Genomic DNA, 24,728 nt, shown 5'->3' with positions numbered 1-24,728 from the left:
TATTCCCGCCATTCCGCTCGGAATCATTCTCCCGGCTGGGAGTCTTGGCTGCGGCGGGCGCGGCGCGCGCGGCTGGAGTCGTAGAGCTTCTTCATCAGCGTGTGCAGCTGCCACTTCTCGTCCTCGTCGAGCGCATCGAACATCGTCGACTGCTGCGCCACCTGCGCAGGGTAGGCACGTTCGATGATCTCTCTGCCCGCCTCGGTGAGCGAGATGTGCTTCGTCTTCCACTCCTGCTCGCGGCGGATCAGCCCTTCGCGTTCGAGGCGGGCGAGCATGCGGGAGATGCCGCCGCCGCTGACGGTCAGGCCGTCGGCGAGATCGGACTGGGTGATCGGCTGGAAGTTGCGGATGTGGGCCAATGCTTCGAACTGGGCGACGGTGAGCCCGAACCGGTGCAGGTGCTCATTGGACAGACGGTTGCTGTTCTCGACGAAGCGAACCATCCGCAGCCAGATGAGCGTGCTCAGCGACAAGTCCTCCACTGTGCCTCCTCGTGCTGCGCCTTTCGCATGGGGCGATGCTCGACCGTCACCGCTCGCGGTATCTCAACACATCGATCATACGTGTCAGTCGAGGACCGGCAGGCCCGCTGGTCGCGCGGTCATGCGGCCGGGCTGAGGCGGGTCAGCCTCGGCGGCGGGACTCGACGAGGTCGAGGACGAGCAGGGTCAGCCCATGGCCGAGGAGCACGGCGGCGCTGAGGAAGCTCAGGGCGACGTCGAGGATTCCGGCCTCGGTGAGCGCGGGCTTGCGGTGGAAGCCGGGAGCGGTCAGGAGCATGGAGCCGATGATGATCGCCCCGATGGCGGCAGCGATGAGCCCGGCCGGGCCGAGCTTCTCCAGCGCTGCCACGGCCAGAAGCACGATGACGACGAGGAAGATGAGCACGGCCGCGACAGCGTAGCTGTGACCGGTCCGGGCCACCTCCTGCCAGAGACTGCCGTACGGATCCGAGCTGTCGGGTTCCGATTCGTAGTAGGCGAAGAACGTCAGAGCGAAGGTCACGACGCTCAAGGGCGCATAGAAGCGGGCGCAGGCAGCACCGAGGCGCTGCTTCCACGCGTCGATCTCGGTGCCCTGACCTGTGGTGATCGCCTTCGGAGTCGTCATCGGATCCTCTCTCACGTGTCCGGTTCTTCGGATACCATCGTCCGGACCCGGCGGTGAGAGGGCAACGGTCGACGAGACTCATGTCGATGCCCGCGAAACCCGGCTCTCGCCTCGAGACTGGTCGTTCTCGCCGGTTTTGGGCGGCGAGTCCGGACCAGGAGGGACCGGCGGACGTGCCGCATTCCGTTCGGAGTCGCGGGCGAAGGCGAGGACGATGCCGACGCCGGTCAGCGTGGCGACCAGCGACGAGCCGCCGTAGGACACGAGCGGCAGCGGCACCCCGATGACCGGCAGCAGGGTCGTCACCACTCCCATGTTGATGAGTGCCTGCCCGACGATCCAGGCGAGGACGGTCGCGCCCAGGATCTTCGTCCGGCGGTTCCGGCTCATCAGTGAGGCACGGATGAGCCCGACGGCGATGAGACCGAACAGGGCCACGACTGCCAGTGTTCCGATGAGGCCGATCTCCTCGCCGACGATCGCGAAGATGTAGTCGTTGTGGGCCTCTGCCAGCCAGAACCACTTCTCGCGGCTGGCCCCGAGACCGACTCCCGTCCATCCGCCGGAGGCGAGGGCGAACAGGCCGTGGTTGGACTGCCAGTGCTGGCCGAGTGCCTCGGCCTCGCTCTGGGAGTCACCGGCGAACATCGCCCGCACCCGCGCCATCCGATACGGGCTCGAGACCACCAGCAGTGTGACGCCCACGGAGATGACGCCGAAGGTGATGACGAAGTACCGCTTCGGCACCCCGGACACGAACAGCGCCGCCAGCCCCATGAGCATGAGCACCAGAGTCGTGCCCAGGTCGCCTCCGATGAGGATGAGCCCGGCTGCGACGATGACGGGACTGAGAGTGAGCAGGAGCGTTCGGGGACGGTAGCGCTGGGAGGTCAGACGCGTGAGAGCCACGGCGAACCAGACCGCCAGGATGGGTTTGAACAGCTCCGACGGCTGCGCCTGCAGGCCTCCGATCCGCAGCCAATTCGTGCTTCCGTTGACCGTGGTCCCCAACCCCGGCACCAGCGGGAGAGCGAGCAGCAGCAGACCGGCGCCCATCAGCGGCCACGCACACCGCTCCCAGACCCGGACCGGGGTGAGCGCGGCGAGGACCATCATCGTCAATCCGGCCACGGCGAAGACCGCCTGCCGCGCGAACACGGAGAAGGAGGAGGCCCTGGACCCGTCATACGAAGTGATCGACGTCGCCGAGAGCACCATGAGCAGTCCGAGGCCGACCAGGCACAGGCAGGCCGCGACCAGCATCGTCGTTCCCGGCAGCAGGCGCGGAGGTCGCCAGAGCATCCTGCGCAGGAAGCGCGTCTTCGTCGTCGACTCGGTGCGTGCCGAGCCCATGCTGCTTTCCCGACCGACCATGAATCCTCACTGATCTCGTCCCGCTGTGACCGACCACCATTTCAGGAGTCCGCCAAAGCTGCAAGTCCAGCTGTAGTCAGATTTCGGCCGGAACGTGCAGAGGCGTGGGACGTACGATGGAGACGTGAGCACTGCAACGAACGTGACCGACTCCGCCGACGACGACCGGGGCGATGTCCTCCTGGGCACCGGGCGGTCCGCCGCCGTCATCATCGCCTCCACCTCGGCGGCCAGGGGAGAGGCGGCCGACACGACGGGGCCGATCCTCGTCGACTGGCTGCGCGCTCGCGGCTACGAGACCCCGGATGCCACGGTTGTCCGCGACGGCGAACCCGTCGGCGAGGCGCTGCGCGAACTGCTCATCGACACCCCCGCGGACGCGCGTCCCCGGGTCATCGTCACCAGCGGCGGAACCGGGCTAGCCCCCGATGACCGCACCCCGGAGTTCACCGCCGAACTGCTCGAGCGGCAATCCCCGGGCCTGATCTATGCCATGTGGCGCAAAGGGCTGGAATCGACCGCCTCGGCGGTGATGAGTCGCGGAGTCGCCGGCGTGCGCGGACGCAGCTTCGTCATCAACTTCCCCGGCTCGAAAGGCGGAGTCAAGGACGGAATCACGGTCATCGACGAACTCCTCGAACACATCCAGACCTCCGTCGAGGACACCACCGATCACGGTCCCCGCGTCTGAGGCATGTGCTAGGAAGGAAGCATGACTGCCCTGCCGGATTGGAACCCGCGGGGACCGCGGGTCCGACGCGATCCCATTGCCGCCTATGACGAGATGCGCTCCCAGTGCCCGGTCGCACGGGGCCCGAGCGGAGCGTGGACGCTGTTCACCCACGCCGATGTCACGGCCGCGGCAGTCGACCACCAGACGTACTCGAACGCGGTGTCCGCTCATCTGCAGGTGCCCAACGGACTCGACGAGGCGGTCCACACCGCGTTCCGCTCAGTCGTCGACCGCTATTTCACCCGTGAGCGGATGAGGGCACTCGAACCGGCGATGGAGCGCGTCGCCGCCGACCTCGTCTCCCGGCTCGAGATGCCGGGTGTGATCGACGCCGTCGCGATCGGCTCCCGCTTCGCCGTGCGAGCGCAGAGCATGTGGCTCGGCTGGCCGGCAGCGCTCGAAGAGGAACTGCTGGAGTGGATCGGGGACAACCACGCCGCCACCCGGTCTCGGGACCGGACGCGCACGGCCGCAGTCGCCCAGCGGTTCGACGAGATCATCCGCAGCCTGACCGACTCCCGCCGGAAAGCCGGCGATGCCGCACCCGATGACGTCACCACCGAGCTCGTTCGGGACCGAGTCGACGGCAGACCGCTGACCGATGAAGAGATCGTGTCGATCCTGCGCAACTGGACCGGGGGCGACCTCGGCTCGATCGCACTGTGCACCGGCGTCATCCTCAACTACCTCGCCGAGCACTCGCACGTGCAGGACCGGCTGCGCTCCGGCATCTCGACCCGCGAATTCGATGCGATCCTCGACGAGATCCTGCGCATCGACGATCCCTTCGTGAGCAACCGGCGCGTCGTCACAGACACCGTGACGGTCGGAGATCGGACGCTGCAGGCCGGAGACCGGGTCATCCTCAACTGGACGGCGGCCAACCGGGACCCGCGCATCTTCGGCGACTCCGAACAGTTCGAGCCCGAGACCAACGCCCCGTACAATCTCGTCTACGGCATCGGCAAGCACGTGTGTCCGGGCAGGCCGCTGGCCACGCTCGAGCTGCGCGCGCTGACCCGCGCCGTCCTCGAGAGCACCTCGCGGATCGAGTCCGATCCTGAACGACCGCCGCAGAGGGCCCGGCCGCCCGTCGGAGGGTTCGCCACCGCTGCGATCCGCCTCGTCTGACAACCTTCGGAAAGAGCGTGGGACAATGTGAGTGGCAGGCTCGCGGCCAGAAGGAGGCACGGGCTGTGAGTACCCCGGAAGTCGCCGGTCCCGACGACGGATGAAGGATGTGAACAATGCAGATGCGCAAGGCGGTTCGCGCCAGAGTCCACAAGTTCGATGCCACCGGCGAGACCTCGGCCGGCCCCGACTCCCTGGCTGGGGAGGAACCGCTGGAGATGCAGCTGGACGGTCAACAGTACACCGTGACCATGCGCACCCCCGGCAACGATGTTGAGCTCATCGCCGGGTACCTGCTCTCCGAGGCGGTCGTGACCGCCATGGACGACATCGAGGAGATCAACTTCTCCGCCGGCATCGCCCCGGACGGGACCCGGAACTACAATGTCGCTCGCGTGCGCCTGCGTCCCGGCGTGTGGAGCCCCGAGTCGGCACCGCCCCGGAACGTCTACACCTCCTCCTCGTGCGGGATCTGCGGCACCGCTGCCGCCGATGCGGTGACGAAGACCTCGGCCTTCCCGCTCATCCCCGCCTCCTGCCATCTCGAGGACGACGAGGAATACGAGTTCCCCCAGCTGATCTCCGCCGCCCGCATCGGGCAGCTGCCCGACCGGCTGCGTCAGACGCAGGAGATCTTCGACAAGACCGGGGGAGTCCATGCCGCTGCACTCTTCGCCGTCGGCGAGGACCCGGGTGCTGAACCCGAGCTCCTCATCGCACGCGAGGACGTGGGCCGGCACAACGCCGTGGACAAAGTCATCGGGTGGGCCATGGCGAACCATGAAAAGGGTCTGCCGCTGCGGTCGACGGTGCTGCAGGTCTCGGCCCGCGCATCGTTCGAACTCGTGCAGAAGTGTGCGATGGCCGGCATCCCGATGATGTCGGCGGTCAGCGCACCCTCGGCGATGGCCGTCGATTACGGTCGGGGCGTGGGTGTGACCGTCATCGGCTTCAACCGCAAGGGACGGTTCAACGCGTACTCGTACCCCGAGCGCGTCGCCTGACCCGGCCCGCCGATGTGCGGGGCTCGAGCGCGGACGGCTGTGCACAAGACCGGCCGTGCACGTATGCGCACGGCCGGCCGGGTAACAGAGGTCAGTAGCGGAATGTCGCGATGACCTCGTCGGGGCGATCCTCGTCGCCCAGGGTCCGCAGGGACGCGGAGGTCCGAATGGTCGACAGGACCGCGTCATTGGCCAGCACGTAGGTGTCGGCCGACTGCCGTCGGATCCCGATCCGGGGAAGGTAGAGCGTGTCGATGCGGCCCTCCTGGCCGGCATGGGCGATCTCCGCAGGGTCAAGTGAACCCTTGCCGTTGTGGACCAGCGACATCGCTCGGTCACGTTCGACAGACTCGCGGGCGAGCTCACTGTCGTTGACCAGTCTCCACGCCGCCGAACGCAGATCCTCTGGCTGGGAGTGCTCAGGGCTGCCGGGGATGACCTGGTCGTGGATGACCGGATAGGGGCTCGCTTTGCGGAAGATCGGCAGGTATTCCGCCACCGAGGCGAGCACCAGAGGCTGCGACCGGGCGGTCCCGAGCTCGGCACCGACCGCCTTGCCCACGGCACGGATGAACTTCTCGGTGAGCATCGACTCGGTGTCCGCGGTTCCGCCCTGGCCGTAGAAGGCGGCATCACCTCCGCCGACGGCACGGAACTGCAACGACTGCTCGGGAAGATCACCGACCACCTCGTCGAAGGACTCGGGGATGGAACCGAGCGGCAGCTGTTCGATGGCATTGCGGGTAGCGTCGAAGAGGCGCACCGAATTCTTCGCCAAGGCGAGGATGTAGCACTTGCCGCTGGACTCGAGGACCGGGACCAGGGGCAGCACGTCGAAACGGCTGTCGACGACGACGGACTGTTCGACCTCGATCGGAATCCTCACCGCCGAGTGGAAGCCCGCCTCGGCGAAGATCGCCAGGCCCCGGCTCTGCTGCCTCCAGTACGAGGAGTCCGAGACGAGTTCGCGGATCGGGGACAGGATGGACTCCGTCTCGCCATTGCTCGTCCCGAGCTCATGGAAGCGTTCGGCCGCGTGGTTGATCTGGTTCTTCAGCACCGTCGCCGAGCGATCTGCTTTGGTGCCGGTGACATCGGTGGGAACGTAGAAGCTGGCTTTGGGCCCGGTCCCCACCTCACGTGAGAACAGGTCGGAGAAATCGAGCGGATCGATGATTCCCTGGGCAGTGGTAGTCATGAACAGAGGCCTCCTTGACGGTGGATCACGAATGTCCCTATCCTTTCCCGAGCCTACCTGACCCGGGCTGCAAATGGGCACGTTCGACAGGACGAGGATGCTCATCGGCCCCGATCAGCTGCAGGATCTCCTCGACCACAACGACTGCGGCCCGTCCTGTCCGCGCGCTGAGCACGCCGACCGTCCGCATCCTCCCGCCGGTTACGATGCTGAACTGAGGCGAGCGGACGAGAGGGCGTGACAGATGACCAACAGTGAGCAGAAGGCCCCGGGAGTCGGACTGCTGACGGTCCTCCTCGGCGCCGTCGCGGCCGGGCCGATCCTGCTCTACGGGCTCAGCGCCACGAGCGATTCGATCATCGCCGAGCTCGGCATCTCCGAGGCTCAGTTCGGACTGCTCGCCACCGCCTGCTTCGGCTGCGCGGCGGTCGGCAACGCCACCCTGGGCAGGCTCGCCGACCGGCATTCCGACCTGTCTCTCATGGCCTTCATCTTCGTGCTCAGCGCCCTCGCGCTGCTGCTGGTGGTCGTGCCGGCCGGATTCGGGATGCTCCTGCTTGCCGCGAGCCTCGCCGGCATCGCCCAGTCCTTCCCCAACGGGGTGACCAACCGCATCCTCCTCGAACGTGTTCCCACGGCGAAACGGATCGGCTGGGTCGGCGTCAAACAGTCCGGAGTCCAGGTCAGCCAACTGGTCGCGAGCCTGGCCTTCCCCGTACTCGCGATCGGCATCGGCTGGCGGGGCGCGGCGCTCGCCGTCGCGATCATTCCGCTGCTCCTGCTGGTCATGACCTGGCAGGCCCTGCGCACCACCCCGCTGCTTCCCATGGCGAACCCGGTCGGCGGCACCACTGCCGAGGCGGACGCCCCCGACACCAACGCCACCACCGACAGCGGCGACGCCACCGTCCCCGCCGAGGCGACCGACCGGAGCCCGACCCGGCCCGCCAGACATCCGGGTATGGTGTGGGCGCTGGCCGCCTTCGGCCTGCTCAACGGCGTCGGTGTGCAGGCGACGAACGTCTATATGCCGCTGTTCGCCGTCCGCGAGCTCGATTTCTCCCTCGTCCTCGGCGGTACCACCGCTGCGCTGGCCGGAGTCGTCGGGGTCATCGGCAGAGTGAGCTGGGCGCGGCGGATGGCCAAAGGGGCCTCGGGTCTGCACCTGCTGCTCATCCTCGCCCTCATCGCTCTGCTCGGGGCCGGACTGTTCCTCACCGCCGGCACGTTCCGGTGGTCGGTGCTGCTGTGGATCGCCGTGGCACTGCACGGCATCTCCGCGCTCGGGGTCTCCGTGGTGCTCATGTCCGCCCTGATGCGCGTGATCCCCGCCTCCTCGATGGTCTCGGCCAGCGGCATCGTCACGGCCGGCATGTTCTTCGGCTTCGCCCTCGGCCCTGTCGGCATGGGCCTGCTCGTCAGCTCAGTGGGAGGTTTCCCGCTCGGCTGGATCGCCGTCGGCATCACCTATCTGCTGTGCACGCTGCTCGCCCTCGTGCTCCTCCGTGCGAACTCCCGAAGCAGGCAGTGACAGCAGCCGGTGAAGACCCCCTGTCCTGAACGCAGGCAGTGCTGTCCGCCAGCCGTCGGTGGCCGACCGCAGCCCCTACTGGGTCTCGGACTCCTCGACGACCCGGTCGGTGGCCAGCAGGGTCCGATCACCGGCCCTGACGGTGCCCAGGCCCTCGGCGGTGAAGACATCGGGGATGGCCACGACGCCGGATCCGTCGGCACGGTAGCCGCGGGCCAGGCTGCCCGTGGTCGCATTGTGGACACGCAGCTTCCCACCCTCGCGCAGGTAGAGCAGACCGCCGGCGGCTGCCTCGAGGTGCACGGATTCGGCGACCGAGACTGGCAGTTCGTGTTTGCCGAGATCGTCGATCACGGTCAGCCCGTTCTTCCCCAGCGTGACCACGGACTGCGTGTTCGCGTCCCGAGCGACTCCGCGCGCGTCATCGTCGAGGAGGTCGCCGGAGTCGCGGTCGAACACGGGTCCGGTGCCATTGCCCGCATCGAGATGGATGAAACCCTCAGCGGTGGCAGCACCCGGGAACGGTCTGAGGTCCGCGGCGTCCCAGCCGTTGTCGGCCAGGGAGTGCTCCCACACGGTCGTGCCGTCTTCGCTGGCCACCAGTCGGTCGTCGACGATATCGAGGAACAGGCCCTGATACTCGCCGAGGTGACGCTTGCCGTCCGCGTCCTCATCCCTCGGCTCCCCGGTAGTCGGGTCGAGGGCGAGGGACTCGTCGGCGGGCGCATCCTCGGCGGCGAAGATCGTGCCCGGTCCCCGCAGCGGACCCGGCACCTTGACCGGGCCCCAGGCCTTCTTCCCCGTGCTCAGCTCATAGGCGGTGGCGGTGACGTCGGCCTCGCAGTCATTGCTCGACGAGGAGTCGGTGAGCACGGCCAGCGGAGTCGACTCGGGTGTGGTGACCGTGAAGCCGGTGCATCCGCTGGGGCGTGCGGCCTGCCAGCGGCTGACGCCTTTCGTGTCGACGGCGGAGAAGGTCAGCGAATCCTCCCCCGAGCGAGCGGAGAGGAAGACGGAGCCTGCGGATCGGACCGGCAGGTCCCAGCCGGGTTCGACGAGTTCGAGCGGTTCGACGATGAGCGGAAGCTGCAGGTCCGAGGTCTTCGCGGCCTTCAGCTCGGTGTCGACCTGCTCGGGTGAGCGGTCGAAGTCGTCGGGAGCCCCACCTCCCGAACACCCGAGCAGGGTGAGAGTGAGAGCGGCGGCCCCGGCCAGGGCGGCAGTGAGTCTGCTGCGGTGCATCGTCTCAGTGCCTCGCCTTCGACCGACGCGGTTCATCCCGGACATCCTCGGCGCTCTTGCGTGCCCGACGGCGTTCGTGGAGGTACCACCAGAGGAGGGCGAGTGCCGCGAGCACGCAGATGACGATGATGTCGACGGTGGTCGAGGACCAGGAGCCCACCCACTCCTGCATCCGGGCGAGAGAGCTCGTCGAGACGAGTGACGGTGCCGAGACGAGGCCGTTCGTGGTCCAGAAGAGGACGCCGATGGCGATGAGCAGCAGACCCGTGACCATGGACACGACCGGCAGCTGCCGACCGAACAGAGTGACCGAGCCCCCGCGCAGAACGGACCTGGCTCGCTTGCCCAGGCGGGACCAGAGGGCGGCGATGGCGAACAGGGGCACCACCATGCCCGCGCCGTAGATCGCGAGCATGATCCCACCGAGGACGATGCTGCCCTTGGCCGCGGCCAGAGTGAGCACAGCGCCGAGGATGGGGCCGGCGCAGACTCCGGCGATTCCGCTCGTGGCTCCCAGGAGGAAGGTCTTCGTCCAGCCCGTCGCCGTCGCGGAACGGGTGCGGGCCGCCTCGGCGCCGGGCAGATACCGTGCCGGATCGAATCCGAACCCGAAGAACTGCACGACGCCGAGGACGATGAGCACGATCGAGGCGACGATGATGATCTGCGTGCGGTGAGCGGTGAACATCGCACCGAGCGTGCCGGCTCCCATCCCCAGGGGGATGAGCACGATCAGCATGCCCACGTAGAAGACGAGCCCGTGCGCGAGCAGTCGCGATCCGGAGCCGACCGTGGAGCCGAAGAAGGCCGGCAGCAGCAGGGCAGCGCAGGGGCTGAGCAGGGCCAGCACTCCGCCGAGGAAGGCGCTGAGCAAGGTGATGTCCATCAGCTCTGTCCTTTCTTGGCCTCTTCGATGGCGTCGACGAAGACCGATGTCGGTTGGGCGCCGACATAGGGTTGGCCGTTGAGGAGGAAGGTCGGGGTGGAGAAGGCGCCGAGATCCGTGCCCATCTTCTCGTTCTCGGCGACCGCCTCGGCGGTCTTCTCGGAGTTCATGTCGGAGGTGAACCGGTCGATGTCGAGGCCGATCTGCTCGGCCACCTCGGTGAGGGCTTCGGGCGTGAGCTCGTCGGGGGAGCGGGGCTCGCCGTCGGAGAAGAGGGCGTCGTGGAATTCCCAGTGCTGGTCCTGCAGCGCGGCCGCGTAGGCGGCCTTCGCAGCCTGCTTCGACGCGGAGCCGAAGACATTGACTTCGCGCCATTCGATGCGCAGATCGCCCGAGTCCACGTAGTCGAGCATCTTCGGCAGTGTGTCCTGCGACCAGGCGGCGCAGAACGGGCACTGGTAGTCGGAGAACACGACGAGGGTCACCGGGGCATCGCTCGGACCGTCGGCGAGGGGGTCGTCGGCTCGGTCGGAACCGCTCGTGTCGACATCGGCCTGTTCGGGATCCTCGACCTCGGTGACGACGACATCGGGTTCTCCGGGCTCGTCCGGGGTCGCTGTGGAATCGGCGTCCTGGCCACGGTCGTTGAGGAGGATCATCGCCACGAGGGCGATCGCCACTGCGATGACCGCGGCGGGGATCCACCAGCGGTACTGCGGGCGCGGCGCCGCATGCTCGGCCATGCTCTCACTCCTTGATTACTAAGATGCTTAGTAAACTATAGATCATCGTTTCCCCGAGTCGAAAACCCATCTGCTCCCGGCCTCATCCCTCGTCCGGGACGAGCAGAGGGCTGTCGGGGTCGCCGACGAGGCGCGCGCCGGATTCGGCGATATGGTGCGGAGCACCGAAGCGTCGGACATCCTCGGGCTCCGCTCGTCCTTCGACGATCTGCCCGTCGGAGGCCGCCCTCGTCTCCGTGCCGTTCGTCTCATGGCCGGTGGCGGCTTCGATGACGAGCCGGCCGGCGCCGACGGCCGAGAGCTCGGCGTCGTCGGCCAGTGGGGCGTCCCAGCGCTTCGTCCCGTCGGGATCGAAGCCGTGCAGCTGAGAATCGCTCGTGACCAGGGTGCGGCTGTCCGCATCGTAGCCGGCGGCGTCGACGCCGGTGGCGACAGCCGAGCCCGAGCGGAGATCGATCAAGGTGCGCTGCCCGTCGCCGGCGCTGCCCAGAAGCGCATGCGAACCCCCGATCGCCTCCCACGGCGCCTCGCGGGCCTCGTCGACCGAGACTCCCAGGTCCTGCGCGTCGCGCGTCCAGAGTCGGTGGCCGTCGAGATCCTGCCCGATGAGTTTCCCTCTCTCGGCGAGGACGAGATGGCTGCCTAGCAGCGTGATCACCCGCGGTGAGCCTGCGTCCTCGACGGCCAGTCTCTTTCCGGTCGCGGGGTCGAGGGCGGTGCGAGGGCCTCCCTCGCCGATGAAGTCCTGCGGCGGGCCGGCGAAGACGAGGCCGCTGCCGAGCAGGGGGCCGGGCACCTCGACAGGACCCCAGAGCTTCTTGCCGGTAGTGAGATCGAAGCCCGAAGCCGTCGTCGCCAGCGAGTCGTTCGATACCGACTCCTGGTCCATGAGGACGGCCACCGGTCCGGTCTCGGACTCGCTGACGCGGAAACCGGAGCACACGCGCGGCCGCAGCGCCGTCCACAGGACCGTCCCCGCGGAATCGACGGCCCGGAATTCGAGGTCCGAGTCCTCCTCATGCAGCGACAGGAACACGCCGTCGGCCTCTTGGGCCGCCGTGTCCCAGCCGGGATCGACGACGCCGGTTCCGTCGGCCCCGGCGCCGGACGGATCGTGCATCTCGGCCGGGTCGAGTGTCTCGGCTGGTGAGTGCACGGGTCTGGGGTCGGACGATTCGCTGTCCGCGCCAAGGCCCGTGCAGGCGGTCAGTGAGGCCAGGGTGAGCAGGCAGGCGGGCAGGATCATCACGCCGGCTGCGGGGTGCCGCACGCCTCAGCCCTCGGCTCGGGCGAGCGCCTCGTCGACCGCGTCGGTGAATTCCTGCGTGGGCTGGGCGCCGAGCAGCGGCTTTCCTCCGATGACGAAGGCCGGTGTGCTCGAGACGCCGATCGACTGCCCTTCGGCGGCGACGGCGTCGAACTCCTCATGGGCTTCGACCGAATTCATATCCTGTTTGAACTGCAGGGGATCGAGACCGAGATCCTCGCCGAGGCTGACGAGCGAATCATCGTCGAGCTGCGATTTCGGGCGGTGTTCGCCGCCTTCGAACAGGGCGTTGTGATACTCCCAGTACTCATCCTGCTTGCCGGCGGCGAACACGGCGCGCGCGGCCCGCTCGGACTCCTCGCCGAACACTGCGAGGTCGCGCATCTCGATCCGCAGGTCGCCGGAGTCGACGTACTCCATCATCGCCGGCAGGGTGTCCTCGTTCCATGCGGCGCAGTAAGGGCACTGGTAGTCCGAGTACATGACGAGGGTGACCGGAGCGTCGACGTCGCCGATCGCGCTCATCTCCTCGGAGTCTCTGTGTTCGACGAACGACAGGTCGACGTCGTCCCCGGAGGAGTCGGTCTGCGAACTCGAGCTCTGCCCCTGGGCGTCGGCGTCGGAGCCGCCTTGGTTGGCGATGACGATGCCGATGAGCACGGTCGCAAGGATGATGACGGCGACTGGGATGAGCCAGAACATGGGGCCGCGTTCGGTGCGGAGCACACATACCTCCGGAGGATGGGGCGGTCGGTGTCATGGTCGGGTCGAAGACGACCACATTTACTATCCTGCATAGTATACTAACGATCATAGTAGACTCATCTCCACCACGATCTTCCGGATCCGCGACGTCTTCCAGAAGGGAATCCATGTTCGTCGACGCGCTCAGAGACGCCTACCGGGGCCTGCTGCTCTGGGACCGCAGGCGCATCGGTGTGGCGGCGGCCGCAGCCGCGGGGTCTGCCGTGATCATCGGGCTTGCGACGGTGCTCATCCCCAATGCGCTCTTCTCCCGCGACATCCCGCCCGTGTGGTGGGACTACCCGGTGTGGATCCTCACGGCGATGCTGCTCGGAATGCTCATCGCCAGCTATGTGCGCGGCCCGGCCCCCGACTCGGAGGAAGAGGCGAGCGACCCGGACTCCGCGCCGGGGGAAGGGGCGCGCGGCCCGGAGACCGCTTCCGAGGGGCGGTCGGGTGTGCTCGGCGGCGTGGGCGGAATGCTCGGGTGGTTCGCCGTCGGATGCCCGGTGTGCAATAAGATCGCACTGCTCGCCCTGGGCTACACTGGCGCCTTGACCTACTTCGCGCCGCTCCAGCCCCTCCTGGCCGCAGCTTCGGTCATCCTCCTGCTGGCGGCCGTGATCACCCGTCTCAAGGGCCAGTATTCGTGCCCGCTTCCCTCGCGCGAAAGGAGCGCCCGCTCATGACTCACAGCGACGACCGGGGTGCGAACTCCTCGCCGGTCCGCCTCGGCGCCCTCGAGAAGCAGGTGATGGGGCTGCTGTGGGACCACGAACCGCTCACGGTTCGGCAGATCATCGAGTTCTCGGAGGCCGAACCCGCCTACACCACCATCGCCACCGTGCTGACCAACCTCGAGCGCAAGGGCCTCGTCAGGCGTGAGCGCGTCGGCCGCTCGGTTCTCCACGCTCCGGTCGTCAGCCGTGAGCAGCACACGGCGCGGACGATGCAGGCGGCCCTGGTCGACGGCGGAGACCGGGCGGCCTCGATCCTCCATTTCGTCGAGGGCATCGATGCCGCCGACATCCAGCTGCTGCGCGACTACCTCGACGCGAAGGATGTCGCCGAATGAGCCTGCTGATCGGCGGTATCTGCGTCGCCGTCCTCGCCTTCGTCCTCGCCTGGGCCGGTCCGGCCCTCGTTCGCGCGGCCGCGCCGGTGCTCATGCGGGTGCCGCGCCTGGCGGTGTTCGCGCTGCTGTCCCTGCCTCTGCTGTCCTGGGCCGTGGTGTCCGCGCTCAGCCTCATGGCGGCCTGGCTGCTCAAGGGCCCCGATGTGCTGCCGATGCCCATCGGCGACGTATGCCAGCGCTGCCTCATCGCGGCGAACCCCTTCGGCGGTGCTCAGATCGACACGCTCGTCCCGGTCATCCTCTTCCTCCTCCTGCCTCCGGCCGTCTCGCTCGTATTCCTCATCCGCGCAGGTCTTCAGGCCTGGCGCCGGCACCGCGAGAACGCGGAGACGGCTCGCCTCCTCGGCCGGCAGGCCGTGGACGTCGAGGTGGCCGGCAGCACCGTCAAGACCGTGACCGGGCACCGACATCTGGCGTTCTCGCTGCCTCGCAGGTACGGGGGAGTGGTGCTGTCTGCGGATCTGTGTGCGGCGCTGGAGCCCGGCGAGCTGAGGGCGGTGCTCGAGCACGAGAGGGCTCACGTTGATCAGGGCCACCACGCGATCATTGCCCTGGTGGACGCCTTCGTGCGCCCGCTGCGATTCATCCCGCTCTTCGCCGAGGTCGCCGCCTCGGTTCCGCTCTACCTCGAGATCGCGGCAGATGACCGCGCGCGGAAGGTCGCGGGGACTCCCGCGCTTGCCGGTGCCCTGCTTAAGATCGGGCCGCAGGTGGGAGGCGACAGCCGCCTCGGCGGTTCGTATGCGCTGAATATCGCCGGGCCCGACCGGGTCCGGCAGCTCGTCGCCCCCGTGAGGATGTCCCCGGGGCTGTTGCCGACGGCCGCTCTGAGCAGTGCGCTGGCCGCCTTCGGCGTCCTCTTCTCCTCGGTCATCGCCACCTATGCCGGCGTCCTGCTCGCAGGCTGCACACTGCCCTGACGGTCCAGGCGCCGTGGGAAGCGGTCAAGCCGGAGTCTGTCTTCCGTCCGCACTCTCACGGTCGCAGCTCTTGACCGACGCTGCGGGCGTACCCCTCCTTGACGAGGTCGAGGTGGGTCCACGAGTCCAGGGAGGCGACCTCGGCCAGGCTGCGCAGGGACTCGACTGCGGCGAGGACTTCGCCGGAGACATGGCCATGGACGGTGGCGATGAAGTCGAAGCTGCCGTGGGTACGAGCGGCGAAGTCGATGGCCGGTGTGGACAGGATGAGCTCTCGGATTGCGTCGAGGTCCCCGCGGGCTGAGATCCCCAGGCCGATGGAGAACCGGCTGCGTGAGATTCCGCCGGGACGGATCGCCGAGATGCGGATAACGCCTGCGTCAAGGAGCTTCGCCACCCGCTCTCTTACTGATGAGGGAGAAAGATGGACCTCATCGGACAGGGATTTGAAGCTCGTGCGACCATCGCGCTGGAGCATCGCGATGATGGCGATGTCGATCGGATCCGGCGAGACGTCCTTGCGCGCGTTCGAGACGAAGAAGCCTTTGAGCACCTCAACATAGGTGGTCAGACGGATCGAGCGGACACCGGGGATCGCGCGCACGGCAGCGAGCATCTCGTCGAGTTCGCCGAGATCGCCGTGTCGGAATTCGACGACGATCGGGCGCATGCCGCTGACCAGGGAGACCAGCACGGCGTCGGAGTAGTCGGCGATCCGGTGCGCGATCGGGGCCGCTGCCCCCTCGACATCGAGCATCGCATGGACGAGTACCTCGTGGCCGGCGAATCCGGGGTCCACCGCCGCCACGACTTTGACGCCCTCCTCGTCGATGAGGCGGCGCACCCGCTGCGAGGCGAGATCACGCGAGATCCCGAGCATGCGGGCAAGGTCGAGAATGCTCGCGCGACCGTCGGCCTGCAGCGCTCTTACGAGAGCAGCATCGAGGTCACCGAAGTCCCGCTGAGCGTCAGTGCCCTCCGAGGACGTCATCGGCAGGAACCTCTCATTCGTCATCTGCGGCGGCTCGGAGCAATTCCGAAACCATGATTCGGTTGATTCTAACTCGCAGAAAGTCGGTTGCATGCCGTCCTGAGCAGAAGATGTGAGCGAAACGTCGAAATACATCGTCAGAAGCGCGGCCAAATATGGTTCAGGGCCGGTCGCGCCTCTGTTGAACATGTGCAAAAACACCTATATTCGGCGGAGGCACACAACATGCCTGCGAATCACATTCGAGCAAGGGAGCTCCACATGCCTTCCACGCACCCGGGCCAGGCCAAGACACATCGCAAAGCACTGAAATCGGGCTTCGCAGCCGCCGTCGGCACCACCGTCGAATGGTACGACTTCTACGTCTACGCCACTGCCGCGGCCATCGTCTTCCCCCAGGTGTTCTTCCCCGAGGTCGACAGATCGCTGGGAACTCTCGCCTCCTTCGGCACCTACGCCGTGGCCTTCTTCATGCGTCCTCTGGGCGGAATCATCTTCGGACACGTCGGCGACCGCCTCGGTCGCAAGCCCGCATTGACGATCACCCTGGTCATCATGGGTGTGGCCACCGTTCTCGTCGGCTGCCTGCCCGACTACGCCACAGCCGGAATGCTCGGCCCAGTCCTCCTCATCGTTCTCCGGATGTTCCAGGGACTGGCCGTGGGAGGCGAGTGGGGCGGAGCGAGCCTCATGTCGGTCGAATCCGCGCCCGAGAAATGGAAGACCTTCTACGGCGGGTTCACGCAACTGGGAAATCCGCTCGGTGCCCTGCTGTCCTCCGCGGCCTTCTGGGGCTTGGCCGCGGCCGGTGACGATGTGCTCATGACCTGGGGATGGAGGATCCCATTCCTGTTCTCCGTCATCCTCATCGGTGTCGGCATCTGGGTGCGGCTGCGCATCGAGGAGACACCGGTATTCGAGCAGGAAGCCACGCGGGAGAAGGATTCGACGCCGATCCTCTACGCGTTGAAGTTCAATTGGCTGCCCATCCTCATGGGTATGGGAATCATCGCCATGTCCTCGGGCGGCTACGTCATCGCCACAACCTTCGTCCAGAACTATGCCACCGGACCCGATGTCGCCATCGGTGCCGACACCATCCTCGCGGCCATGACCGTCGCATCCTTCGTCGAGGCGGCTGTCACCCTGCCGTTGGCGGCGCTCGGCGACAAGTGGGGAGGCAAGATGCTCATGTACCTGGGCATCGGATTGTCCTTCGCCACCATGATTCCGCTCATCCTCTCCATCGAGGCCGGCAACGTCGCCGTGATGTTCGTCCTCGTCTCCGTCGTGCGACTGACGCTCTCGGGTGCCTGGGCCCCGCTATCGGCCCTCATGGCCCACATGTTCCGACCGCAGGCTCGCTACACCTCGATGTCGCTGTCCTACGGTCTCGGTGCAGCCATCTGGGGCGGACTCTCGCCGGCGATCGCCAGCGGGCTCATGGCCTGGACGGGCAGCATATGGTCGGTCGTCGCCTTCTTCGGACTGCTCTCGGTCGTCGCCTGGCTCGGCACGGCCTTCGCCCCACAACACCGGGATGCCGTCGACGCGACAGCACGGACCACTGATTCGACCAAACAATCCCTAGGAGATCACTGATGCGCAGACTTGCCACCTTCGACGACCGCGATTCGCAACCGACGATCGTCACTGCCGATCACATCCACACCGTCCATGACGCGAATCCAAGCGCAGAGGCGATGTTCATCGCCGGGGGAATGATCAGGGCCATCGGCTCCCGCGCCGAGGTGGAGGCGGCGGCATTCGGGTCCGACCCTGTGCGCATCGACCGGCCCGGGGCCACGATTGTGCCCGGCTTCGTCGATGCCCATGCCCACCCGCTGATGTACGGACAGATGCTCACATGGATCGATGTCTCCCCGGACAAGGCAGGCTCGATCCCGGAGATCATCGAACTCATGCGCGAGGGCGCGAAGAGGCTGCCCGCAGGAACACCGATCCGGGGGTACGGCTACGAGCAGCGCAACCTCGCTGAACGGAGGCACCCGCGCAAGGAGGAGCTCGACGAGATCGCCACCGACCGCGAGGTCTACATCATGAACTCCTCCGGGCACGGGGGAGTGGTCAACTCCTTCACCTTCGAGAAGTTCGGCATCACGAGGGACACGCCGAATCCCGAAGGCGGCGAATTCTTCCGCGACGCCGACGGTGAGCTCACCGGTGAACTCTCCGATGCCGCCTGCAATGTCCTCACCGGACTTCACGGAGTCAAGATCGGCCATCACGGACCGAACTTCCACCTCGGCGACGAGGCGGCCGAACACCAACACCAGCTCGACCTCGTCCAGCGAGAATTCCTGGCGGGCGGCGTCACCGCCATCGGCGATGCACAGGTGTCGAAGCGCGAATTCGCCGCCTACCTGGCGATGGTCGACCGGGGAGCGCTGGACATGCGGGTGTCCATGTACTTCCTCTCCCACCTCCTCGACCAGGTCATCGACCTCGGCCTGACCGGTCCCTTCGGCAACGCCTTCCTCTCAGCGGCCGGGATCAAACTCTATGCCGACGGCACCCTTGGCGGCTGGACGGCCTACTTCCCCGAAGGCTATGTGGGCGACCCCTGCCGCACCGGCCAGCTCTACCACGACCCCAGGGAATACACCGAGCTGCTCTCCCGCGCCCATGCGAAAGGACTGCAGACAGCCACGCATGCTCAGTCTCCGACCGCCATCGCCATGGTCGTCGACGCGGTTGAGAAGGCCTTGGGCGAGCGGCCGGACGCTGATGCCCGTCATCGGATCGAGCACTGCGGACTGCCGACCGAGGCAGACATCGCGCGGATGGCGGAGCTCGGCATCCGGCCGGTCAACCAGACACAGCATTACTACAACTGGGGCGAGGGCGTCGAACAGGCCATCGGCACCCCGGGAGAGCGGTTCAACCCCCTCGGCGAATTCCTCGCTGCGGGTGTCCCCGCCACCATCTCCTCCGACGCCCCCGTCGCCGAACCGCGACCGCTCGAAGCGATCCAGGCAGCGGTGACCCGAGTGACGCGGCGCGGTGCCAAGCTCGGATCAGACAGCCTGCGGATCACCGCCGCCGAGGCGCTGAGGGCACACACCCTGGAAGGAGCGACTTCGCTGGGCCGAGAGAACGAGTTCGGCTCGCTGACTGTCGGCAAACGTGCGGACTTCGTCATCCTCGACGCCGACCCACTGGCCGTCGACCCGGCCAAGATCGCCGGCATCGGGGTCCGTGAGACATGGGTCGACGGCAGCAGCCGTTTCCGGTCAAAAAGTGTCAGTACTAATGGTCATCGCAATCTGACGGAAGAGGCTTGAACTATGCACGCACAGCTGTTGAAGACGGAGAAGCGCAGAACCACGGGCTGGGTGGTCATGGAGGCACTGCGCTCCTACGGCATCGACACGGTCTTCGGGATCCCTGGAACCCACAACCTCGAGTTCTACCGTCCGCTCGAGGTACTGGGCATCCGCGCCGTCACGACCCGACACGAACAGGGCGCCGGATACGCCGCAGACGGGTGGTCACTGCAGACAGGGCTGCCGGGAGTCGTGCTCACCACGAGCGGGCCCGGACTGCTCAACGCGCTCTCGGCAGCAGGGACCGCCTTCTGCGAGTCCCGACCCATGATCATCCTCGCCCCCGGGCCGGCCAGAGGCGAGGAGTTCGCCGACGCGGGCACCTTGCATGAGACGAAGGACCAACTCGGGGCCGCCTCGGCGATCGTCGAATGGGGACGCCGGGTGAGCGCCGCCGACGAGGCGGTGACCGCCGTCCACGACGCCTTCGCACTCTTCGCCTCCTCGCGGCCGCGCCCGGTCTACATCGAGATCCCGCTCGACTTGCTCGACGAGATCACCGACCTCGATGAGCACCTGATCACGGCCCGCACCGCCGACCCCGTGCCCTTGCCGCCAGAGCAGAGCATCGCCGAGGCGGCGAACCTCCTTAACGCCGCCCACAGACCAGTGATCCTCGCCGGCGGTGGCGCACGCGGTGCAGCGGACCAGGTCCGGAAGCTTGCCGAACAGTTGGCTGCCCCCGTGGTCACGAGCCTCAACGGCAAGGGCATCCTCGATGAGCATCACCCGCTGTCGCTGGGGTCGAACCTGCGCCTGAGCCGCGTCCGCGAGCACGCCAGAAACGCGGACGTGCTGCTCGTCATCGGCGCGAAACTCGGCGATGCCGAGCTGTGGGTCGACCGCCTCGATGCGCAGGGCACAGTCATCCGGATCGATATCCTCGACACGCAGATCGACAAGAACCAGACTGCCGACCTCGGTCTCGTCGGTGATGCCGAAGCGGTGCTTGCCGCGATCATCGAGGAATCGGCGAGAGCAGGGGGCTCCCTGCTTTCGGCCGCCGAATCGACAGTCGTCGACCTGCTTGCGGCAGCGCGGAGGGAATGCGCCGAACTCTCTCCGGTCAATACCGCGGTCTCCGCCGACATTGCCTCCGCGTTGCCCGCCGACGCGATCGTCGCCACAGATTCCTCGCAGATCGCCTATGGGGGACTGTTGAACACGCTCAAGGTCCCGAGGGCGAATTCAACGCCGTACATGGGCACCTTCGCAACACTGGGTTACGGATTACCGGCAGCGCTCGGTGCGCGCATCGGCGCCCCTCATCGGCCGAGCTTCGTCGTCATCGGGGACGGCGCGCTGATGTTCTCCGTTCAGGAGCTCATCACAGTCGTCGAACAGGAGGAAGAGGTCACCGTAATCGTTCTGGACAACGGCGGCTACGGAGAGATCCGAGCTAACGAGGCCGACGTCGGCATTGCGCCCATCGGCGTTGACCTCGCCCAACCCGACTGGCCGGGTCTGGCGAAGGCGTTCGGTGGCGACGGCAGGCATGTGACCTCCGCAGTTGAATTGGCTGCAGCCGTCGACACTGCTCTCACTGCCGGCGGACTCCAGCTCATCCACCTTGATCTGGCCGAGTATACCTCTGAGGAGAACAAATGACAGATCAGCCGATTGCTGTATTCACCGACGTCGAGGACACAGACATCAGCCCTGCGGTCGCGATGCTCGAACTGGCCGGATTCGAGACCCGCGTGCTTCGAACACGCGATCCTCAGAAGATCATCGCTGGCGCCGCAGGGGCGCAGGCACTTCTGCCGGGCTACTCGGAGATCACTCGAGAAGTCATCGAGGCGCTGACTGACCTGCGCATCATTTCCCTGATGTCCATGGGTACGGACAGTGTTGACATCGAAGCCGCGAATGAATATGGAATCTGGGTGACAAACGTTCCCGGCGCGGCGACCGAAGAAGTTGCCACACATACTCTCGCAACCGTGCTAGCTCACCTGCGCCGCCTTCCGTTCTACACTGCCTCGGCGAACCCCACAGACTGGAACGCGCGGTCGGCAGTCGCGCCTCGTCGGGTGAGCGAGCTGACTCTGGGAATCATTGGTCTCGGCCGTATTGGACGGGAGCTCGCGAGGCAGGCGTCGGCATTATTCGGATCCATCATCGGCTCCGATCCGTACTTACCCGACACTGAGGCGGTTCGCACTGACCTTGATTCGCTGGGAGTGCGACGGGCCAGCCTTGACGAGGTTCGGTCCAGTGCCGATGTGCTCTCGCTTCACTTGCCTCTGACTGCGGACACGGAGAAGCTGGTCGACTCAGAGTTCCTCGACGGGATGGCAGAAAATGCGCTTATCGTCAATGTCTCCCGTGGCGCAATCATCGACCACGCAGCGCTGGCAGTCGCTCTCGACTCCGGTCGACTGGCGGGCGCCTGTCTCGACGTACTCGACATGGAGCCACCGTCTTCGGATCACCCGATGCTGGGTCGAGAAGAGGTCCTGCTCACTCCGCACATCGCGTATTTCTCTGATCGTACGGCTGCCGAATACCTGCGAATTCAAGCGCAGAATGCCATCACGCTATTTGAGACCGGGCAACCGGAATCGCCCGTGAACGCTCCTGTAGCTCGATCCGAAGGCAAGCATGACCTCACCTGAAGATTCAACTCAATCCCTTGAATGTGTCCTCCCCGGGGACGCCAAGGCGACCGCCAGGGCGTGGATCGCCGCACACCTCAATGAACTTACCGAATGGCACACCCACATCTGGGAGCTTGCCGAACCTGCCTGGCGCGAATACCAGTCCCAGGCCTGGTATGTGGAGACGCTGCGTGAAGCAGGCTTTGCTGTCGAGGACGGGTCAGCCGGAATGCCTACCGCATTCTGCGCCGAATGGTCCAATGGTGAGGGACCGACTCTGCTGACCTACGCTGAATACGATGCGGTGCCCGGAAACAGCCAGGCTGCCACGACGCATGAGCAGCCGCGGGCTGGGCTCACCCGCTTCGCCCCCGGGCACACCGACCCACACTCGGCGCTAGGGATCTCGACCCTCGCCGGTCTGTTGGCCACGAAGCATGCGATGGAGGTGCACAACCTCGGCGGCCGGTTGAAGTACACAGGCGAGCCAGCGGAGAAGATGCACGGCTCGAAAGTAGTTCACGGGCTTCGCGGTTATTACGACGACGCGGACGCGATCGTCTCCTTCCATCCCTTCTACATGCTGCCTCTGTGCAATACCGCGCGCTGGGATACCCACTGCGGTGCCTACTATTCGAAAGTGTACAGTTTCGTCTGCGACCACCCGGAGACGTGGCAGCTCTCGAGCGCTGACCCCAATTCACCGATTCCCGCGTCTCATTCCGCTGCCCGCGCTCCTGGGGCCAACGTGGCGCTGTCTCAGATGTACACAGCCAGCAGGACTATGCTCGACTCGATGTTGCCGGCCACGGGAGGTTGGAGCTTTTCTGACGCGATCCTCACCGACGGACAGGCCACGGCCGACAACTTGCCACAGCGTGTGGCTAGGCTGCAGTATTCGTGGCGAACTCCGGATGTCGAGATGGCCGAGCACGTGCTTGCCGTCCTGGACCGCAACGCCACTGCTGCGGCCACTATGGCTCACTGCGCAGTCGAGGATCGGTGGGTGGCCAGAAGCAGGCCCGGTCGGGCGAACCATGTACTCGCCGATGTGCTCTATGCCAATCTCGAACAGATTGGACCGCCGGAATACGGTCCGGAGGCGGTGGAAGTGGGAAAAGAGATCCAGTCCGCTGTCGGAATCGAGCCGATGGAGAACCCTTTCCTGGCCGCAACCGAACAACTCATTGAACCGCAGGAAGCCGAGCGCGTGCTACGTGAGCAGATGCCGGCGTGGCAGAGGAACTGGACCAGTGACGACTACGTCGAGATGTCGCATTACGCTCCACTGGTGCGCTTCTACATTGCACGACCTACGCTTGCCCCAACCGATGATGGGCACCCGTATCCGTCGTGGGCGATGAATGCCCTCGGAGGCATTCCCTCTACAATCACCCCGACGATCGAGACTGCCGGAAAAACGATCGCCGGGACGTTCCTCGATCTGCTGCAACGCCCGGGCCTGTTGGCCGACGCGAAAGCAGAATTCGACAGGAGGGTCGATGCTGAGCCAATGCCGCCCTTGTTGCCCGAAAATTTCACAGCACCAATTAGCTTGCCCTGGCCCGACTACACCCGGAACGGCTCTCGAGATTGGTAGGGGCATGCCGTAGCGCTCCGCTAGCCTCTTCGACTGCGAATGCCTCGGTAACGCTCGAGTGCCTCAGCCTCTGGCACGAACATCGGTTGTCAGCTGTGCTGTGAATCAATACGCCAGGGGTCCGTCACGCGGGAATCGATGAACCGCGTTTTGGAGTGAATTCGGGCCAAGCATACAGAGATCCATAACGCCCCGACTCTGGACAGATTTGACTCTCCTCCTTGGAGCGAAAAGAAGCGCCCATACTGCCGATTCTGGGAATGAATTGGGCCTGCTTGCCCGTTTGCCATCTTGAAACCCATAATAGAACGTATGACCGAATATGAGGCTCCGGACTGGCTGGTGCGGTACCGGGATTTCAAGGCTCTGTGTGCGAGTGTCTGCGGTGAGTACATCCGCTTCCATCTCACCACTGGCTGCGATCAGATCCGCTATACGCATTCGCAGCTCACCGAGAGCCTGCCGACCTATTCGTGCCGCCTCGAAGCCGAGGACGGTGCGGTGCTCGTCCTCGAACTCGTGGAATGGAGGCACCGGATGGACGAGGTTCCGGAGCTGGTGCGCGATTGGCTCGGAGAGCATTCGGACCTGCGTGGATGCAAGCCCGAGAAATCTCATTATCAGGGAGACCGCTACTGGTTCACCCGCTGGCAGGAGGCCAACCCCTGGTGACTGACGTGGCTCCGTCCTCGTCAGGTGAGGGGTTACGGGACCGGGCGGTGCCTGCTAGCGTAGCGGGACCCGTTCGCACTTGAATGCTCACCGGATGAGGAGGCTTGTCATGGAGGCCGAGGCAGTGCAGCCGATGGTGAAGACCTTCCGGGATGACATCGGCGTGCTCAACGCCCTGAACAAGTTGGGGTCGAAAGGCGTGCCGAAGGAATCCCTGCATCTGTTCGCCCATGACGAGGAGTGCACCGACTGCCTCGTCGGGGACGATGTCAGCATCGACCTCGGCGACATCGACGATCTCGTCGCCGAGCGGTACAACGAAAGGGGAGACGAGCTCCGTGAGATCTTCCGAAGCTTCGGCTTCGATGCGGACGAAGCCGATGAACTCGAGGCGAAGCTCCACGACGGGATGATCCTGCTCCTCATCGACGAACCGAAAGGATCGCAGAGGCACTGAGCGATCTGCACAGCGCAGGGTGTCTGCCCGATTCGCAGAT

Annotated in this window: 24 protein-coding genes; 14 read left to right on the top strand and 10 right to left on the bottom strand. The window is 66.1% G+C overall.

Features of this window, described 5'->3' with window-relative positions:
* Positions 1 to 23: 23 nt before the first annotated feature.
* The 3 genes from IIE29_RS03335 to ftsW form a co-directional block, all read right to left on the bottom strand.
* The gene (locus tag IIE29_RS03335; RefSeq protein WP_209323744.1) at positions 24 to 485 is read right to left on the bottom strand and encodes a MarR family winged helix-turn-helix transcriptional regulator; all 462 of its coding nucleotides are present in this window, start codon (positions 483 to 485) and stop codon (positions 24 to 26) included.
* A gap of 142 nt (positions 486 to 627) precedes the next feature.
* The gene (locus IIE29_RS03330; RefSeq protein ID WP_209323742.1) at positions 628 to 1,113 is read right to left on the bottom strand and encodes a hypothetical protein; all 486 of its coding nucleotides are present in this window, start codon (positions 1,111 to 1,113) and stop codon (positions 628 to 630) included.
* Between the two features lie 78 nt (positions 1,114 to 1,191).
* Positions 1,192 to 2,487 (bottom strand): putative lipid II flippase FtsW, encoded by a 1,296-nt coding sequence (ftsW, locus tag IIE29_RS03325; protein WP_209323741.1) that lies wholly within the window; start codon positions 2,485 to 2,487, stop codon positions 1,192 to 1,194.
* Between the two features lie 124 nt (positions 2,488 to 2,611).
* On the opposite strand from ftsW, the gene IIE29_RS03320 reads away from it, so the two are divergent.
* From IIE29_RS03320 to fdhD, 3 genes are all read left to right on the top strand, one after another.
* Entirely contained in the window at positions 2,612 to 3,178 is a 567-nt protein-coding gene (locus tag IIE29_RS03320) for a MogA/MoaB family molybdenum cofactor biosynthesis protein (RefSeq protein WP_343071773.1), read from the top strand.
* A gap of 21 nt (positions 3,179 to 3,199) precedes the next feature.
* Positions 3,200 to 4,351, top strand: coding sequence for a cytochrome P450 (locus IIE29_RS03315; protein ID WP_209323739.1), 1,152 nt, complete (start codon positions 3,200 to 3,202; stop codon positions 4,349 to 4,351).
* Positions 4,352 to 4,467: 116 nt separating this feature from the next.
* Positions 4,468 to 5,355 carry a formate dehydrogenase accessory sulfurtransferase FdhD gene (gene fdhD, locus IIE29_RS03310; protein WP_209323738.1) on the top strand — a complete coding sequence of 296 codons (888 nt, stop codon included), beginning with the start codon at positions 4,468 to 4,470 and terminating at the stop codon, positions 5,353 to 5,355.
* Positions 5,356 to 5,446: 91 nt separating this feature from the next.
* Here fdhD and IIE29_RS03305 read toward each other — a convergent pair whose 3' ends face one another.
* Positions 5,447 to 6,553 carry a baeRF3 domain-containing protein gene (locus IIE29_RS03305; RefSeq protein ID WP_209323737.1) on the bottom strand — a complete coding sequence of 369 codons (1,107 nt, stop codon included), beginning with the start codon at positions 6,551 to 6,553 and terminating at the stop codon, positions 5,447 to 5,449.
* Positions 6,554 to 6,797: 244 nt separating this feature from the next.
* On the opposite strand from IIE29_RS03305, the gene IIE29_RS03300 reads away from it, so the two are divergent.
* Positions 6,798 to 8,084 (top strand): MFS transporter, encoded by a 1,287-nt coding sequence (locus IIE29_RS03300; protein ID WP_209323736.1) that lies wholly within the window; start codon positions 6,798 to 6,800, stop codon positions 8,082 to 8,084.
* A gap of 75 nt (positions 8,085 to 8,159) precedes the next feature.
* Here the strand turns inward: IIE29_RS03300 and IIE29_RS03295 are convergent, their stop codons facing one another.
* The 5 genes from IIE29_RS03295 to IIE29_RS03275 all read right to left on the bottom strand — a co-directional run bounded on the left by IIE29_RS03295 (position 8,160) and on the right by IIE29_RS03275 (position 12,948).
* Positions 8,160 to 9,326 (bottom strand): hypothetical protein, encoded by a 1,167-nt coding sequence (locus IIE29_RS03295; protein WP_209323735.1) that lies wholly within the window; start codon positions 9,324 to 9,326, stop codon positions 8,160 to 8,162.
* A 4-nt stretch (positions 9,327 to 9,330) separates the two neighbouring features.
* Positions 9,331 to 10,212 carry a cytochrome c biogenesis CcdA family protein gene (locus IIE29_RS03290; protein WP_209323734.1) on the bottom strand — a complete coding sequence of 294 codons (882 nt, stop codon included), beginning with the start codon at positions 10,210 to 10,212 and terminating at the stop codon, positions 9,331 to 9,333.
* Entirely contained in the window at positions 10,212 to 10,955 is a 744-nt protein-coding gene (locus IIE29_RS03285) for a DsbA family protein (RefSeq protein ID WP_209323733.1), read from the bottom strand. The genes IIE29_RS03290 and IIE29_RS03285 overlap by 1 nt, the downstream gene beginning before the upstream one ends.
* Before the next feature lie 82 nt (positions 10,956 to 11,037).
* Entirely contained in the window at positions 11,038 to 12,225 is a 1,188-nt protein-coding gene (locus IIE29_RS03280) for a hypothetical protein (RefSeq protein ID WP_209323732.1), read from the bottom strand.
* A 3-nt stretch (positions 12,226 to 12,228) separates the two neighbouring features.
* Positions 12,229 to 12,948, bottom strand: coding sequence for a DsbA family protein (locus IIE29_RS03275; RefSeq protein WP_343071772.1), 720 nt, complete (start codon positions 12,946 to 12,948; stop codon positions 12,229 to 12,231).
* Between the two features lie 146 nt (positions 12,949 to 13,094).
* On the opposite strand from IIE29_RS03275, the gene IIE29_RS03270 reads away from it, so the two are divergent.
* From IIE29_RS03270 to IIE29_RS03260, 3 genes are read left to right on the top strand one after another with little or no spacing between them, the layout of a single operon-like run.
* Complete coding sequence (locus tag IIE29_RS03270; RefSeq protein ID WP_209323731.1) at positions 13,095 to 13,655, top strand: hypothetical protein; 561 nt, start codon at positions 13,095 to 13,097, stop codon at positions 13,653 to 13,655.
* Complete coding sequence (locus tag IIE29_RS03265) at positions 13,652 to 14,041, top strand: BlaI/MecI/CopY family transcriptional regulator (RefSeq protein ID WP_209323730.1); 390 nt, start codon at positions 13,652 to 13,654, stop codon at positions 14,039 to 14,041. The genes IIE29_RS03270 and IIE29_RS03265 overlap by 4 nt, the downstream gene beginning before the upstream one ends.
* On the top strand, positions 14,038 to 15,021 hold the full coding sequence (locus IIE29_RS03260; RefSeq protein ID WP_209323729.1) for a M56 family metallopeptidase: 984 nt from the start codon (positions 14,038 to 14,040) through the stop codon (positions 15,019 to 15,021). Before IIE29_RS03265 ends, IIE29_RS03260 begins: the two co-directional genes overlap by 4 nt.
* A gap of 55 nt (positions 15,022 to 15,076) precedes the next feature.
* On the opposite strand, the gene IIE29_RS03255 is transcribed toward IIE29_RS03260, so the two are convergent.
* On the bottom strand, positions 15,077 to 16,036 hold the full coding sequence (locus IIE29_RS03255; RefSeq protein ID WP_246475658.1) for an Lrp/AsnC family transcriptional regulator: 960 nt from the start codon (positions 16,034 to 16,036) through the stop codon (positions 15,077 to 15,079).
* Between the two features lie 237 nt (positions 16,037 to 16,273).
* Here IIE29_RS03255 and IIE29_RS03250 point away from each other — a divergent pair, with 237 nt between their 5' ends.
* The 7 genes from IIE29_RS03250 to IIE29_RS03220 all read left to right on the top strand — a co-directional run bounded on the left by IIE29_RS03250 (position 16,274) and on the right by IIE29_RS03220 (position 24,688).
* Positions 16,274 to 17,614, top strand: coding sequence for an MFS transporter (locus IIE29_RS03250; protein WP_209323728.1), 1,341 nt, complete (start codon positions 16,274 to 16,276; stop codon positions 17,612 to 17,614).
* Positions 17,614 to 19,317 (top strand): amidohydrolase, encoded by a 1,704-nt coding sequence (locus IIE29_RS03245; RefSeq protein WP_209323727.1) that lies wholly within the window; start codon positions 17,614 to 17,616, stop codon positions 19,315 to 19,317. The genes IIE29_RS03250 and IIE29_RS03245 overlap by 1 nt, the downstream gene beginning before the upstream one ends.
* Positions 19,318 to 19,320: 3 nt before the next feature.
* On the top strand, positions 19,321 to 20,967 hold the full coding sequence (locus IIE29_RS03240) for a thiamine pyrophosphate-binding protein (protein ID WP_209323726.1): 1,647 nt from the start codon (positions 19,321 to 19,323) through the stop codon (positions 20,965 to 20,967).
* Entirely contained in the window at positions 20,964 to 21,977 is a 1,014-nt protein-coding gene (locus tag IIE29_RS03235; protein WP_209323725.1) for a C-terminal binding protein, read from the top strand. The genes IIE29_RS03240 and IIE29_RS03235 overlap by 4 nt, the downstream gene beginning before the upstream one ends.
* Positions 21,964 to 23,559: a zinc-binding metallopeptidase family protein gene (locus IIE29_RS03230; RefSeq protein WP_209323724.1), complete on the top strand. Its 1,596-nt coding sequence runs from the start codon at positions 21,964 to 21,966 to the stop codon at positions 23,557 to 23,559. Before IIE29_RS03235 ends, IIE29_RS03230 begins: the two co-directional genes overlap by 14 nt.
* Positions 23,560 to 23,871: 312 nt before the next feature.
* Positions 23,872 to 24,231, top strand: coding sequence for a hypothetical protein (locus tag IIE29_RS03225; protein WP_209323723.1), 360 nt, complete (start codon positions 23,872 to 23,874; stop codon positions 24,229 to 24,231).
* Positions 24,232 to 24,340: 109 nt separating this feature from the next.
* Positions 24,341 to 24,688 (top strand): general stress protein, encoded by a 348-nt coding sequence (locus tag IIE29_RS03220; protein WP_209323722.1) that lies wholly within the window; start codon positions 24,341 to 24,343, stop codon positions 24,686 to 24,688.
* Positions 24,689 to 24,728 lie beyond the last annotated feature (40 nt).

Origin of the sequence: Brevibacterium renqingii (assembly GCF_017808095.1) — a bacterium.
GTDB lineage: Bacteria > Actinomycetota > Actinomycetes > Actinomycetales > Brevibacteriaceae > Brevibacterium > Brevibacterium renqingii.
This window is presented reverse-complemented; position numbering and strand designations above follow the sequence as displayed.